This is a genomic window from Bordetella muralis (assembly GCF_965139205.1).
In the GTDB taxonomy this organism is placed as follows: Bacteria; Pseudomonadota; Gammaproteobacteria; order Burkholderiales; family Burkholderiaceae_B; genus Bordetella_A; species Bordetella_A muralis.
In genome coordinates this window covers 21,574-35,125 of record NZ_CBCSIU010000026.1, presented here as the reverse complement: position 1 = coordinate 35,125, position 13,552 = coordinate 21,574, and the positions used below count along the sequence as shown (strand labels likewise).

The window sequence follows — 13,552 nt, the reverse complement described above, 5'->3', positions numbered from 1 at the left end:
ACCCCTGATTATAGAGAGTCCCTAGCCGCGAGGGGCCGGGGGCGGGTTTTCGGGGATGCGAGCCGACGGGGACCAGGCGGCATAGGCCAGGCCGGCCAGGCTCACAGCCAGTCCCCCGGCCGAGACCGCCAGCCATCCGCCAGCAGCGTACAGGAACGACGATATCAGTGAGCCGGCTGCGCCGCCGATAAAATAAGACGTCATGTAACCAGCGGTGAGTCGGCTGCGGGCGTCGGGTTGCAGTCGATAGATGGAGGTCTGGTTGGTGACATGAACGCCTTGGATCATCATGTCCAGCATGACGACACCGATCAGCAGCGCTGCCAGCGAGTGTGCTCCCAGTGCGAGCAGGATCCACGAGGCCGCCAACAGTATCAGTCCGATCCTCGTCGCCAGATTGCCGCGTCCACGATCGTTGAGACGGCCGAATCGATTGGCGGCAAAAGCGCCTGCCGCGCCCGCCAGGCCAAATAGGCCAATGGTGCTGTCACTGTACGAATAGGGGGGATTGGCCAGCAGGAACGTCAGTGGCGTCCAGAACATGCTGAAAGAGGCGAAGATCAACGCCCCCAGCAGCGAGCGTGCCCGAAACAGGGGCTCACGTGCGTAGAGATGAAAAATAGAGGCCAGCAAGCTTGTGTAGCTGAGATGCGTGCTGGCCTTATAACGCGGCAATACGCGCCACAACGCCGCCGCCATGATGAGCAGCAATCCTGAAGCGACCCAGTAGACCGTGCGCCAACTGCCCAGTTCAGCGAGCCCTCCTGCTACCGTGCGTGCCAGCAGAATGCCGAGCAACAGGCCGCTCATGACTGTGCCCACGGCCTTGCCGCGCTGGTGAGGGGCAGCCAATGTGGCGGCGAATGGCACGAGGACCTGGGCGACTACGGACACAATCCCTGTGGCGGCGGTGCCTGCCAGCAGCATCGGAAAGCTGTTGGCAAAGCCTGAAATCAACAAGCCCAGCGCACTCAGCAGGGTCATGGACACGATCAATGCGCGGCGTTCAAGCATGTCGCCCAGGGGAACCAGCAGCATCAGACCGGCGGCATACGATAGCTGGGCCGTCATGACGATGCTGCCGGCAGCGGTTTCGTTCAAGCCGAATTGCTGACTGATGGTATGCAGCAAGGGCTGTGCGTAGTAATTGCTGGCGACGATCAGCCCGGTGGCCGCGGACATCAACAAAATGATGGGCGTGGTCAATGTGGGGGCGCGGACGGAGGGGGCGTGAGACATGGGAGGGACTGCAGTCAAGAAGAATGGGCGTTGGCGTCATGCGCGCTGAGCAGTTGGCGCAGCAGCGTCGCGAGATGCTTGCGATCGGCTGCAGATAGGGGGCTCAATAGCTCCTCTAGCTTGATCAGGTAGTCATCCAGCACGGCTTTGATGACGCGCAATCCCTGAGGTGTCAGAGACACCATGACGCTGCGGCGATCGTCGGGGTTCGGCGCACGGATCAGCAGACCGGCTTGTTGCAAACTATCCAGACGATGCGTCATGGCGCCGGAAGACAGCAAGAGGGCGCCGACCAAGGCCTGCGGGTTCAATGCATGTGGCGGGCCCGCGCGATACAGCGTGGCCAGCACGTCGAATTCACCTTGATGCAGGCCATATTCGCGAAAAGTGGTGTCCACCTCGCGGGCAGCCAGCGTATGCAGGCGAAACAGCCGGCTGAAGACTGCCATGCTGGAAACGTTCAGTTCGGGGCATTGCTCGTGCCATTGGCCGAGTACGAAATCGACGTGATCGCGCATGGTTATCTTTACATGAAGTATTTTGATATAAAGATAAAAGGACTGGCTTTGAATGTCAAACGCCGGGCGCAAAAACGGCAAGGCCCGCCTCTTGCGAGNCGGGCCTTGCCGATCAAACTGTAGGGACTATGCGCAGATTTACTGAGCGGCGTCTTTCAGTTTTTTCAGAGGACGGACCTTGACCTTGACCGAAGCGGGCTTGGCCGGGAACCAGCGCTCTTGGCCGGTGAACGGGTCTTTGCCGAAGCGCTTGGCCTTGGCAGGAACCTTTTGCACGGTGACTTTGAGCAGGCCAGGCAGAGAGAACTCGCCAACGCCTTTTTTGTTTACCGAACCCAGTGCAGCGTTTTCCAGTCCGGCCAGAACGGCCTTGACCGATTTGGCTTCCACGCCGGTCTGTGCGACCAGGTGAGCAACCAACTGCGACTTGTTCAGCGCTTCTTTGATGACGGGAGCCGCAACCGTTTTTACTGCAGCGGTCTTGGCAGCGGTTGCCTTTTTGGCAGGTGCTTTCTTAGCCGCAGCCTTGGTGGCAGGGGCTTTGGCAGCGGTCTTGCTGACTTTCTTGGCGGGAGCTTTTGCTTTGGTAGCCATGGTCGAAATCCGTATGTTGAGAACGCGAGTGAGCTCGGTACCGAAGATCGGCACGTGGCACCTCGCGCCCGATGATAGCGGAACTTCAGGCGCTGTGTGCGTATTTCTTTGCGTTGACCCCTTAAAACATGTTGTTTTCGTGACAAAGACACGGCCGATTGCAATCTCAGTTAGCTGTAATTTATATCGTGATACGATATTTTTCGGGATCGGTTTGGCGGCCGATCCTGTTTGCTTTTGTCGCTGCGATCTCTGTTCTTTAATCCTGCGTTTCTCATATGGCTCCTCTTGCTTCTATGTCTTCTGCGCGTACGCCTGGCACGTCGCGCTTAGGTGATTTCACGACGGACCGCCGGGTCCTTTTATTAATGTTGATGGCGGTGCTGGTTGGTTTGGCTGGCGTGGGTGCCGCGTGGCTGTTGCTGCGCTTGATTACGCTGTGTACCAACCTGGCCTATTTCGGCCGCCTGTCGTTGGAGGAGCTGCCGATTGCGAGTCATGCCTTGGGGTGGTGGGCCGTTGCCGTACCGGTGGTGGGTTGCATCATCATCGGCTTCATGGCGCGCTACGGTTCAGAGAAAATTCGCGGTCATGGTATTCCTGAGGCCATGGAAGCAATCCTGATTGGCAAAAGCCGCATTCAGCCCAAGGTCGCAGTGCTCAAGCCCGTATCGTCGGCCATCTCTATCGGTACGGGTGGCCCCTTTGGCGCCGAGGGTCCCATCATCATGACTGGCGGCGCGATCGGTTCGTTGCTGGCGCAGATGGTGCATATGAGTTCCGGCGAGCGCAAGACGCTGCTGGTGGCCGGTGCCGCGGCCGGTATGACAGCGGTGTTTGGCACGCCTGTTGCCGCGATTTTGCTGGCGGTTGAACTGCTGCTGTTTGAATGGAAGCCGCGCAGTTTTTTGCCGGTGGCTGTGGCAGCCATCGTGTCGGCAGCGGCACGGCCTTTGTTGTTGCACAGTGCTCCGATTTTTCCGTATGCAGGTGTGGGCGAGCCGTCGTTGCCCCATGTGGTGGCGTGGGCGGGCCTTGGTGTGCTGGCGGGATTGGGGTCTGGCGTACTGACCTCATTGGTGTATCTATTTGAAGACTGGTTCGAAAAACTGCCTGTTCATTGGATGTGGTGGCCGGCCTTGGGCGGTTTGGTCATCGGCATCGGCGGCATGATCGAGCCCTCTGCGTTAGGCGTGGGATACGACAACATCACGGATTTGCTGGCCGGCAAACTGGCGATTCAAGCCGTATTGCTGCTGTTGGTCGTGAAAGTGGTGATCTGGTCTGTCGCGTTGGGTTCAGGGACTTCGGGTGGTGTGTTGGCGCCGTTGTTGATCTTTGGCGGTGCGCTGGGGGCATTGATGACGCCATTGCTGCCTGAGGCGAGCCCGGGATTCTGGGCCTTGCTGGGAATGGCGGCCATGATGGGCGGCACGATGCGCGCACCGTTGACGGCCACATTATTCGCCGTGGAGCTGACGGGTAATTTCAGTGTGCTGTTGCCTGTGCTGACAGCCTGCGCGTTTGCTTATGGCCTGACCGTACTACTGCTGAAGCGTTCGATCCTGACTGAGAAAATTGCACGCCGCGGCCACCACGTCACGCGTGAATATCACGTGGATCCTTTCGATCTGGTGCGTGTGTCAGCGGTGATGACGACCACGGTACAGACGCTGCCGGCCTCAATGAGCGTGGCCGATGCCATTGCACATTTCACGACATCGCAGCGGCGCCATACCGCTTATCCTGTGGTGGATGCACAAGGCAAAGTGGTGGGGGAAATGACGCGCGCCGATAGCCTGGCATGCACCATGGAGGACGAAGACAGCGCACGTCCGTTGGGCGACATGATGGCCGAGCGTGAACTTTTCCTGGGTTATCCTGACGAACTTGCCAGCCAAGTGGCTGATCGTATGGCGTTGACAGGGGTTGGCCGCGTGCCGATTGTCGAGCGTGCGACCGGACGCTTGGTGGGATTGGTGGGCCGCAAAGACCTGCTGCGTGTGCGGGCTGGCCGGCTGCGCGACGAGCGTGAGCGTACCGCCTATTTCCGTTGGCGTAGTGTGCGCCGGCGTCCGGTTGATTCCCAGTAGGAGTTCTCTTGTTCAAGAAAGTATGTGCCAGCTGGCTGCTCGTTGCAGCCTGCGTGGCGGGTGTGCCTGCGCAAGCCGCGGCTGTTGTGCCACCGCCGGTGACGGCCAAAGCGTGGTTGTTGCTCGATGCCACGAGCGGTCAGGAAATCGCGTCATTCAATCCTGATACGCGAATCGAGCCGGCGTCGTTGACCAAGGTCATGACGGCTTATCTGGTGTTTCAAGCGTTGCGCGATGGACGGCTGTCGGCACAACAGCAGGTGACAGTTTCGACACGAGCCTGGAAAGTCGCGCCGGGCAGCTCCAAGATGTTTCTCGAGCCAGGCAAGCGCGTGTCGATCAATGACTTGCTGTATGGCTTGTTGGTGCAGTCGGGCAACGATGCGGCGATCGCGTTGGCCGAGGCGACCTCGGGTTCGGTCGAGGCGTTCGTGCAGCGGATGAACGAGCAGGCTGGGCAGATGGGGCTGCACGGAACGCGTTTTGCGAGTCCGCATGGCCTGCCCGATCCGGCGACCTACTCGACAGCTCGCGATCTGTCGGTGTTGGCGCAGCGTCTGGTTAGCGATTTTCCCGATCTGTATAAGACCTATGATTCGGTGCGGACCTTTACCTATAACAATATTTCGCAGTCGAATCGCAATCGCCTGTTGTGGTTGGATCCGAGTGTAGATGGCTTGAAAACCGGCCATACTGACTCGGCGGGATACTGTCTGATAGCCTCGGCGGAGCGGCCCGATGGCCAGATGCGCCGGCGTTTGATCAGCGTGGTGCTGGGCACGGGCTCTGACAAACTGCGTACCCAGGACAGTCAGGTGTTGTTGAACTGGGGGTTCCAGAGCTTCAAGACCGTCAAGCTGTATGCTAAGGGTGAGGCGATGGACACGCCGCAGGTCTGGAAAGGCGAACTGGATGCTGTGCGTATCGGACTGGCGCGCGATGCTTACGTGACGGTTCCGCGGGCATCGGAGGTCAAACCGGTCGTGACGCAACAGCAGCCGTTGATCGCGCCGATTGCCGCGCAGGCTGAGGTAGGATCGTTGCAAGTGTTGGTTGACGGCCAGCCCGCCGGGCAGTGGCCGGTCGTGGCGCTGGATGCGGTGCCGCAGGCCGGGATCATGGTACGCACCTGGGATACGGTGCGGCTGTGGTGGCGGCAGGCCATGGGGTAGATGCGAGCGGCGCCGTTCAATAGCGAGGACGGCCGGTTTGAGCGGTGCGCTGCCATGACAGAAAGGTCGTGAGCCGCGCGGCACAATAACAGGAAAGGAGCGATCATGACCGTCGATATTCCTGGATTTTCGTCACCGGCCGTTGGGCTGGATGCGCCGTTGGAATTGCTTTCGGCGTGCCATGATCGTATGGGCCGCCAATGCGCCACGCTGCGGCGGTTGGCTGCGCATGTGGCCCAACATGGTTCCGATGCCGTGGCGCAGACGGCGNCCGCCAGCGTGCTGAGATACTTCGATACGGCGGCCGTGCTGCATCACCGTGACGAAGAAGCCGATCTCTTTCCCGCGCTGATCGATTCCATGGCCGGTTCGGACGCGAGATGTCTGCATGAGATGGTGGATGGCTTGACGCAGGAACACCGTCAATTGGAGGCCCTGTGGCGCCGTTTGCATGATCCCCTGGAGGCCGTCAGTGCGGGGCAGCCTGCCGAACTCGACGAGGCCGGTGTCGAGCAGTTTTGTGCGCAGTATGCCGAGCATATTCAGCGCGAGGAAGACGAATTGTTGCCCATGGCTGCGCGATTGCTGGACGATCTGGCGCTGTCAGATATCAGTCAGGCGATGCGGGCGAGGCGCGGTGGCGGGACGAGCTAGGTGCGGATATGCCGTGTCCTGCAACAAAATCGGGCCGCTCATTGGATGGTAGCGGGTACCCGCCCGTAAGAATGTCCATGTGATTGCCACTGTGCATTGCACGCATCAATGCATGGGATTACCCTATATGCCCGCTGGTTATAAGCGGTGCGTTGTCGCTGGTCTATCGCCTGCCCATTAATATGAACTCGTGGCGTTGAATCGGACCCGGCCGACAATCCTCATCACAATAGGAAGATGCAGCGCGTGGCTAAGTTGGCAAATCGCATATTTGGTACGTGGATTCATGATGTCGGACCTGCCTCGCTGCGGGCCGATGCTTTTGCCGGGCTGCTGGGGGCGTTGCTGGTGCTGCCGCAAGGGGTGGCGTTTGCCACCTTGGCGGGCTTGCCGCCCGAGTATGGGCTGTATTCGGCCATAGTGCCCTGTGTGGTGGCTGCGTTGTTTGGTTCCAGCCGCCATGTGATGTCGGGCCCGACGAATGCCAATTCACTGGCGCTGTATGCCGTGCTGGCGCCATTGGCAATGGCCGGCAGTCACGACTATATCCAGATGGCGCTGGCGGTCACGATTCTGGTGGGGATTCTGCAGTTGTTGGTCGGCGCGCTGCGGTTGGGGGCATTGGCGAATTTCATTTCGCCTTCTGCGCTGTTCGGCTTTACCAGCGGCGCAGCCTTGTTGATCGCGGTGCATGCGTTGAAAGACGCGTTGGGCCTGGACGGTATTCACGCGCATGGCGCGGGGGCTGTATTACTGGGCGTGGCGAGGGGGCTTGGCGAGCTGCATTGGGGGGCGCTGCTGGTGGCGCTGGTGACGATCGGCGTGTCATTGGTAGCGCGCCGTTGGGATCGTCGCAAGCCGCATATGCTGATCGGCCTCGCAGCGGGAACCGCAGTGGCTGCTGCACTGAATGCCTGGGTGTTTTCCGAGCCGGGCAGCGGCATTCGGGTGTTGGGCAAGCTGTCTCAGCCTATCCCGCCATTTCATGTGCCTGAGGTCCCGTGGAGTTCCTTGCCGGATTTGCTGGGCCTGGCCTTTGCCTTATCCATTGTGGCGCTGGCGCAATCGATTTCGATTGCCAAGGTGGTAGCGTCGCGGTCGGGGCAGGCGATCGACGCCAATCGCGAATTCATGGGGCAGGGGCTCTCGAATATCGTGGGCGGTTTTTTCTCGTCCTATTTGTCCTGCGGCTCGCTGAATCGCTCGATTCCCAACTTCGAATCAGGGGCGCGTACCCCCATGGCTGCGGTATTTGCCGCGGTGTTGTTGATGTTGCTGGTGACGGTGAGCTCGCCTTTGCTGGCACAAATTCCGTATGCGGCGATTGCAGGGCTGCTGTTGCTGGTGGCGTGGAATTTATTGGAGTTGCCGCACTGGCGGCGTATCGCGGGTGTGCAGCGCAACGAGTTCTTGATTGCGCTGGCGACCATGGTGGCGACGGTGACGATCCGTATGGAGATCGCGATTTTGCTGGGGACCTTGCTGTCGCTCATGACATATCTGCATCGTACCTCGCACCCTGCCATGCGCACGATGGGATTCAGGGCGAGCGATCCCGATCGTCATTTTGCCGTGCTCGAAGGGAACTCGGACGAGATGCCCGAATGTCCGCAATTGAAATTGCTGCGCATGGAGGGCTCGGTCTATTTTGGTGCTGTGGCTCACGTCGCTGATCGGCTGCAGGCGTTGCGTAGCCAGTCCAATGCGCAGCGCCATCTGCTGGTGATGACGAAAAGCATGAATTTCATCGATCATGCAGGGGCGCTGGTGTGGGAATACGAGCTGCGTAAGCGGCGCGAAATGGGGGGCGACCTGTATTTTCATCGACCCCGGCCCGAGGTGATGCAAATGTGGCACCGCATGGGGTTTGTCGACTATCTGGGCGAGGACCATATCTTTCCGGACAAGGCGACCGCGATCGCACAGATTTTCCAGCGTTTGGATCCCGATATCTGTGCGGGCTGTACGGCGCGTATTTTCCGAGAGTGCAATCAACGGCCGTTCAGGCCCACTGGCGATGTCGGCGGCAATGATGCATGATCCGCAATGAAAAAGGCCTCGCGATGGTGCGAGGCCTTTTTTACGACGTCGAAAACAGGCTGGATTACTTCAGCTTGGTTTCTTTGTAGTCAACGTGCTTGCGAGCGACGGGATCAAATTTCTTGATCAGCATCTTTTCGGGCATGTTGCGCTTGTTTTTGGTGGTCGTGTAAAAGTGGCCCGTGCCGGCAGTCGACTCGAGCTTGATCTTTTCGCGGATACCTTTGGCCATGTCTTGCTCCTAGATTGTGATGGGGCCGGATCAGGCCAGTTCGCCACGGGCGCGCAGGTCGGCCAGGACAGCGTCGATGCCGTTCTTGTCGATGATGCGGATGGCCTTGGTGGAAACACGCAGGCGAACCCAGCGGTTTTCGCTCTCGACCCAGAACCGGCGCGATTGCAGGTTGGGCAGGAAGCGACGCTTGGTCTTGTTGTTAGCGTGGGAAACGTTGTTGCCCGTCATCGGGCCTTTGCCAGTTACTTGGCATACGCGTGCCATGATTTTACCTCTAAGTATTCTGGCCGCGTATGGCGAAGCTGGGGAAGGAAAGACAGGTAGATAGGCTTTACGCCTGTGCTTATACCCGCTACCCGCCGCCCGCTGTACCTATACACGGGGTGCTGGTCGAAAGTGGTAGCTACAAAGCATAGTAGGCTACTCACGGGAAAACTTCATACGAAGCTCGCCATTCTAATACGAAAAGGCGAGAAAAATCAATAGCTAGGCCAAGGAGTGTTGGTCAAAGGGGAAAACATCCCAGTTTCCCTGCGCGCAGGCTGGCTCTACAGCGAGAGGGGCGGGCCCCGGCGGGCGATGCGGCCGGATAGCCAGGACAGCGTGGCGCAACAGGCCAGGACAGTGGCCAGCGGCAATGGCCCGTCTGCCTGCCAAGTACTCACAACCACGCCGGCGATCGCGCCACAGGACATTTGCAGCGTGCCGAGCAAAGCCGATGCGGCGCCGAGGCGCATGCCTTGTTCCGACAAGGCCAGCGCGGCCGAGTTGGGATTGACGAACCCCTGGCTGAACATATAACCGATCAGGCACGCCATCAGCAGCGGTAATGTCATCCATCCGGTCACAGCCAGGACCAGGGCCACGAGACTGGCGACAGCCAAGGCATTTTGGGCGACGCGCTGTAATTGTATGGGGGAACGTTTGCGTAGCAGCCGGGCGCTGACTTGCGAGCCGATGATAAGCCCGGCGGCGTTGGCGCCGAACAGCAGCCCGTAGTGCTCGGGCGCGATACCGTAGTACTCGATAAATACCCGAGGGGAACAAATGATGTAGGCAAACATGCCGGCGGAGCCCAGCCCGCCGGCCAGGCTGTGTGCGATAAAGCGTCGGTGCCTGAGCAGAGCCAGATAGTTCTCAGCGATGACGCTGGCGCGTAGCGGTTGTACGCGCGCCGGGGGCAGGGATTCCTTCATGATCCGCATGGTGGCGATGATCATGGCCAGCGAGACGGCCGCCATCAGCCAAAACAGGCTGCGCCAGCCGACGAAGAAAAGCAATTGTCCACCGACCAGCGGCGCCAGAATCGGTGCCAGGCCCATGATCAGCATCAGCATGGACATGGCGCGTGCCGCGTCCTGGGTTTCGTAGTGGTCGCGAATCACTGCGCGGGGAATAACAATGCCGGCCGCGCTGCCCAAGGCTTGCAGTACGCGGCATAGCGTCAGCATCTCGATAGTGCTGGCCAACGCGCAGCCCAACGAAGCGAGGGTGTATATGCCCAGTCCCGCCAGCATGGGGAGTTTGCGGCCGTAGCGGTCGGCGAGAGGGCCGTAGACAATTTGAGCCAGGGCCAAGCCAACCAGATAGGCTGCCAACGTGCGCTCGACGTCGCCGCGCGGCACCTGCAGCCCAGCGGAGATTGCCGGAAAAGCCGGCAAATACATATCAACGGAGAATGGCCCGATGGCGGTGAGCACGCCCATCAAAATGAGCCAGCCGGGCATACTGCGAGGTAAAGACTGCGATGGCATGAATGCTTGGGGGAGGGGCTGTGCTACTGATAATGCGCGTGCCGCACAGAAACACGGCGCATGGATAGGAAAATTGACGTTTCGCTGAATTAGATAGCAAGCTAACTATTCTAGCATGCGTGCAGGACTGGCAGTGAGTGGGGATTTTCGGCTAGAGTTGCTCAGTTCTTTCATGTAGGGGAGAAGCTGTGAATCCTATGCTGTCTGCTGTAGAACGCAAGTTGCATGCATTGCCAGTCACCGTACAGTTAGAGTTGCCTGATGGCACCGTCGTCGGGCCCGCCGATCCAAAGGTACGGTTCGTTGCGCGAGATAAATCGGCGTTGGCTCACTTGGCCGAAGGGGCGGTCGGGGTGTTGGGCCAGGATTACGTCGAGGGGCGCATCGATATCCAGGGCAATATGCGCGATGTCATGGCCGCCGCGGCGGCGCTGTTGCCGGGTTCTCCGGTCGATGCGGCTCGGGGGGGCTGGTTGACGGATCTGGTGCGCAAGGTGATCTCGGTGTGGCGCCACTCCGTCGAGCGTGACGCCAAGCAGATCGAGTTTCACTACGATTTATCCGACGAGTTTTATGCGCTGTGGCTGGACCCGCGCCGCGTTTATTCCTGCGCGTATTACCGTACGCCCGAGATGAATCTGGCCCAGGCTCAAGAGGCCAAGCTGGACCACATTTGCCGCAAGCTGCGTTTGAAGGCGGGCGAGCGTTTTCTGGATGTGGGAGCAGGTTGGGGCGGACTGTTGCTGTGGGCCGCGGAGAACTACGGCGTCGATGCGACGGGCATCACGTTGTCGCGCAATCAACATGCCTATGTCAATAAATTGATCCAGGAGAAGGGCCTGTCGGGCCGGGTCCGGATGGAGCTGCTGGACTACCGCAAACTCGACGAGTCTCAGCCCTACGACAAATTGGCGTCAGTCGGGATGTTCGAGCACGTGGGGCGCGCGCAACTGCCGGGGTATTTTGCCAAGCTGCGCCGCCTGGTCAAACCGGGTGGGTTGATCATGAATCATGGCATTACCGCGGCCGGCTTATATAACGCCGAGCTGGGCAGTGGGATGGGTGAATTCATTGAAAAATACATCTTCCCGGGTGGTGAGCTAACCCACATCAGCAGCGTGATGGAGGCCATGACCAACGGTGGCCTGGAAGGCGTGGACGTGGAAAATCTGCGCCCTCATTACGCACGTACCCTGTGGGCATGGAGCGATGCGCTGGAGGCGCGTCTGCCCGACGCCGTCCAACTCTTGCAAGGTGACCAGGGCGCCCGTTCGCTGCGGGCCTACCGGCTGTATTTGGCAGGTTGCGCGATGGCGTTCGAGCATGGGTGGATTGCCTTGCACCAGGTGCTGGCCGCGACGCCGGCGACGGGGCGGCCGGACGAGTTGGATAACCCGGCAGATCTCGCCTATCCGTGGCGACGAACCTATATGTATACCGACACGTGAGGTTGATGCCTGTCCGCCTGTCTCATCGCTGGCATGGGCGGACAAGTCGTGTACGGGGCGGCCAGAGTGGCGGCCCCGAGTTCCGTTTCGTGAAAAATCGGCGGAAAAATTGACCGAAAGCTCCTGGCGGCCGGCAAATTTTTCGCTCAATAATAACTATTAGAAACTCGAAGAAACTAAAAGTGTCTTATTTATATTGCAGTGCAACACCGCGTAGACAGGGGCTTTGCGCCTGATCGATGCGTGGTTTCCCTAGCTATTTTTTGGTTTTTTGTATCAAAATGATTCGGCGCGGCGGTTGGTCGGATAGTCAAAATCAGCTAAGATGCTGGCTTCTTCATTTAGTTGTATTCAAATTTCTGTCATCCCGACAGGGGCCTTTCGTAGGCTGCTGTTTGGGTTTGCTGTCTGATGAGGCTGACGTCCCCTGCGACGCCACGTCTCGCTGCTAGTGTCGGTTTGTATTGGCGGTTCTGCCCGTCTTCCGCACAACCCCCTTAGCTCCACGGCATCACGCAACCTGATTGGGTCAGCGGGGTGTCCTTGAACCTATGGAGGCAAAAGCCAATGCGTTTCAATCCTGTCAAAACCCTGTCCGCTGCAGCGGTGTTCCTCGCGTTTGCCGGTACTGCTCAAGCAGCTGACGCACAATGCGAAATCGACCGTCCCGTCAAGTTTGGCGGCATGAATTGGGAATCCAATCTGGTCCTGGTCGATGTCCAACGATTCATCATGGAAAAGGGCTTTGGTTGCAAAACCGAAACTCTGCCTACGGAAACGCTGCCGGCGTTGGCCGCCCTGGAGCGCGGCGATCTGGATATCAATACCGAGATTTGGCTCAATAGTGTGGCCGAGCCTTGGGAAAAAGCCGAGAAAACCGGCAAGGTCAAGCGCATCGGTGATGTGTATATGGGCGGCGAGGCCTGGTTTATCCCCCGCTATACCGCAGAACGTCTGCCCGAGCTGAAGTCGGCGGCGGACCTGCCGAAGTTCAAGGATGAGTTCAAAGATCCGGAAGAGCCCTCCAAGGGGCGTTTCTATGGATGTCCGGCAGGCTGGGGTTGCGAAGTCGTCAGCACGAATCTGTTTCATGCTTTGAAGTTGGACGATTCGTACACGCTGTATTCGCCGGGCACCGGCGCTGCCCAAAAGGCCGCATTGACATCGGCCTACAAGCGCAAGCAGAACGTGGTTTTCTATTACTGGTACCCCACGCCGCTGGTGGGAGCACTGGATCTGGTCAAGCTGGAATTGCCGGCATATGACGCGGAAAAGCATAAGTGCCTGACGTCGCCGCAGTGCAAGGATCCTCAGCCTAGCGCTTATCCGGAAAACCCCGTCTTTACAGCTGTAAATTCTGGTTTTGCAGAGAAAGCACCGAAGTTGACCGAGTTCTTGTCCAAGGTTTCCGTGCCGCTGCCCGAGATGGATGCGACGCTGGCCTATATGGAGGAGTCGGGGGATGAGTCGTCTGATGTTGCCCAATGGTTCCTGAAGAATAAGTCTGATGTATGGAGCAAATGGGTGCCTGCAGAGGTCGCGACGCGGGTTAAGGCTGCGCTGTAAGCCTGGCTTGGCGGTGTGAGCTGCTAGGCTGCTCTGCTGTGGCGAGGGCTTTTAGGGCTCGCCGGTTCGAGAGTGGCATGGGGCTGTTGCCGAGATTTGCTCGGGGCTGTTTGTCATGTCGACGGCGGCTGGGTTTTCGAGGGCACAGTGGTGCTGTTTAATGCGGCGGGTGTCTCTGCTTTGGCGTCCCTGCTGGGTGCCGGGCAGTTGCCCGCCGGCCCTATCGCCGCGACTCGGCC

At 59.2% G+C, this 13,552-nt stretch carries 12 protein-coding genes and 1 pseudogene; 7 read left to right on the top strand and 6 right to left on the bottom strand.

Annotation, left to right across the window (positions count from 1 at the left end; translation table 11 throughout):
* Positions 1-21 precede the first annotated feature (21 nt).
* The 3 genes from ACNA0I_RS23740 to ACNA0I_RS23730 form a co-directional block, all read right to left on the bottom strand.
* Positions 22-1,239 (bottom strand): MFS transporter, encoded by a 1,218-nt coding sequence (locus ACNA0I_RS23740; protein WP_415808491.1) that lies wholly within the window; start codon positions 1,237-1,239, stop codon positions 22-24.
* A 14-nt stretch (positions 1,240-1,253) separates the two neighbouring features.
* On the bottom strand, positions 1,254-1,757 hold the full coding sequence (locus ACNA0I_RS23735) for a MarR family winged helix-turn-helix transcriptional regulator (protein ID WP_415808490.1): 504 nt from the start codon (positions 1,755-1,757) through the stop codon (positions 1,254-1,256).
* Positions 1,758-1,895: 138 nt separating this feature from the next.
* Positions 1,896-2,351: an HU family DNA-binding protein gene (locus ACNA0I_RS23730; protein ID WP_415808489.1), complete on the bottom strand. Its 456-nt coding sequence runs from the start codon at positions 2,349-2,351 to the stop codon at positions 1,896-1,898.
* Between the two features lie 296 nt (positions 2,352-2,647).
* Between ACNA0I_RS23730 and ACNA0I_RS23725 the strand changes: the two genes are divergently transcribed.
* From ACNA0I_RS23725 to ACNA0I_RS23705, 5 genes and pseudogenes are all read left to right on the top strand, one after another.
* Positions 2,648-4,444: a chloride channel protein gene (locus ACNA0I_RS23725; protein WP_415808488.1), complete on the top strand. Its 1,797-nt coding sequence runs from the start codon at positions 2,648-2,650 to the stop codon at positions 4,442-4,444.
* 8 nt (positions 4,445-4,452) lie between these two features.
* Positions 4,453-5,616 carry a D-alanyl-D-alanine carboxypeptidase family protein gene (locus ACNA0I_RS23720; RefSeq protein ID WP_415808487.1) on the top strand — a complete coding sequence of 388 codons (1,164 nt, stop codon included), beginning with the start codon at positions 4,453-4,455 and terminating at the stop codon, positions 5,614-5,616.
* A 105-nt stretch (positions 5,617-5,721) separates the two neighbouring features.
* Positions 5,722-5,886 (top strand): annotated as a pseudogene (locus ACNA0I_RS23715) (hemerythrin domain-containing protein); the annotation flags it as partial.
* A 1-nt stretch (position 5,887) separates the two neighbouring features.
* The coding region (locus tag ACNA0I_RS23710) for a hemerythrin domain-containing protein (RefSeq protein WP_415808486.1) at positions 5,888-6,270 on the top strand (383 nt) is incomplete at its 5' end.
* A gap of 237 nt (positions 6,271-6,507) precedes the next feature.
* Complete coding sequence (locus ACNA0I_RS23705; protein WP_415808485.1) at positions 6,508-8,310, top strand: SulP family inorganic anion transporter; 1,803 nt, start codon at positions 6,508-6,510, stop codon at positions 8,308-8,310.
* Between the two features lie 64 nt (positions 8,311-8,374).
* On the opposite strand, the gene rpmG is transcribed toward ACNA0I_RS23705, so the two are convergent.
* From rpmG to ACNA0I_RS23690, 3 genes are all read right to left on the bottom strand, one after another.
* Positions 8,375-8,542 (bottom strand): 50S ribosomal protein L33, encoded by a 168-nt coding sequence (gene rpmG, locus ACNA0I_RS23700; protein WP_003810296.1) that lies wholly within the window; start codon positions 8,540-8,542, stop codon positions 8,375-8,377.
* A gap of 30 nt (positions 8,543-8,572) precedes the next feature.
* Positions 8,573-8,809 carry a 50S ribosomal protein L28 gene (rpmB, locus tag ACNA0I_RS23695; protein WP_415808484.1) on the bottom strand — a complete coding sequence of 79 codons (237 nt, stop codon included), beginning with the start codon at positions 8,807-8,809 and terminating at the stop codon, positions 8,573-8,575.
* Positions 8,810-9,093: 284 nt separating this feature from the next.
* On the bottom strand, positions 9,094-10,299 hold the full coding sequence (locus ACNA0I_RS23690; protein WP_415808483.1) for a Bcr/CflA family multidrug efflux MFS transporter: 1,206 nt from the start codon (positions 10,297-10,299) through the stop codon (positions 9,094-9,096).
* Positions 10,300-10,487: 188 nt separating this feature from the next.
* Here ACNA0I_RS23690 and ACNA0I_RS23685 point away from each other — a divergent pair, with 188 nt between their 5' ends.
* Together ACNA0I_RS23685 and ACNA0I_RS23680 are read left to right on the top strand one after the other, a co-directional pair.
* A complete protein-coding gene (locus ACNA0I_RS23685) occupies positions 10,488-11,747 on the top strand; it encodes a class I SAM-dependent methyltransferase (protein ID WP_415808482.1) in 1,260 nt (419 codons plus the stop codon).
* Between the two features lie 567 nt (positions 11,748-12,314).
* Positions 12,315-13,313: an ABC transporter substrate-binding protein gene (locus ACNA0I_RS23680; RefSeq protein ID WP_415808481.1), complete on the top strand. Its 999-nt coding sequence runs from the start codon at positions 12,315-12,317 to the stop codon at positions 13,311-13,313.
* Positions 13,314-13,552 lie beyond the last annotated feature (239 nt).

Coding starts and splice junctions, on each gene's coding strand:
- ACNA0I_RS23705 (WP_415808485.1), top strand. CDS start 6,508: ATGCAGCGCGTGGCTAAGTTGGCAAATCGCATATTTGGTACGTGGATT.
- ACNA0I_RS23690 (WP_415808483.1), bottom strand. CDS start 10,299: ATGCCATCGCAGTCTTTACCTCGCAGTATGCCCGGCTGGCTCATTTTG.
- rpmB (WP_415808484.1), bottom strand. CDS start 8,809: ATGGCACGCGTATGCCAAGTAACTGGCAAAGGCCCGATGACGGGCAAC.
- ACNA0I_RS23735 (WP_415808490.1), bottom strand. CDS start 1,757: ATGCGCGATCACGTCGATTTCGTACTCGGCCAATGGCACGAGCAATGC.
- ACNA0I_RS23680 (WP_415808481.1), top strand. CDS start 12,315: ATGCGTTTCAATCCTGTCAAAACCCTGTCCGCTGCAGCGGTGTTCCTC.
- ACNA0I_RS23725 (WP_415808488.1), top strand. CDS start 2,648: ATGTCTTCTGCGCGTACGCCTGGCACGTCGCGCTTAGGTGATTTCACG.
- ACNA0I_RS23730 (WP_415808489.1), bottom strand. CDS start 2,351: ATGGCTACCAAAGCAAAAGCTCCCGCCAAGAAAGTCAGCAAGACCGCT.
- rpmG (WP_003810296.1), bottom strand. CDS start 8,542: ATGGCCAAAGGTATCCGCGAAAAGATCAAGCTCGAGTCGACTGCCGGC.
- ACNA0I_RS23740 (WP_415808491.1), bottom strand. CDS start 1,239: ATGTCTCACGCCCCCTCCGTCCGCGCCCCCACATTGACCACGCCCATC.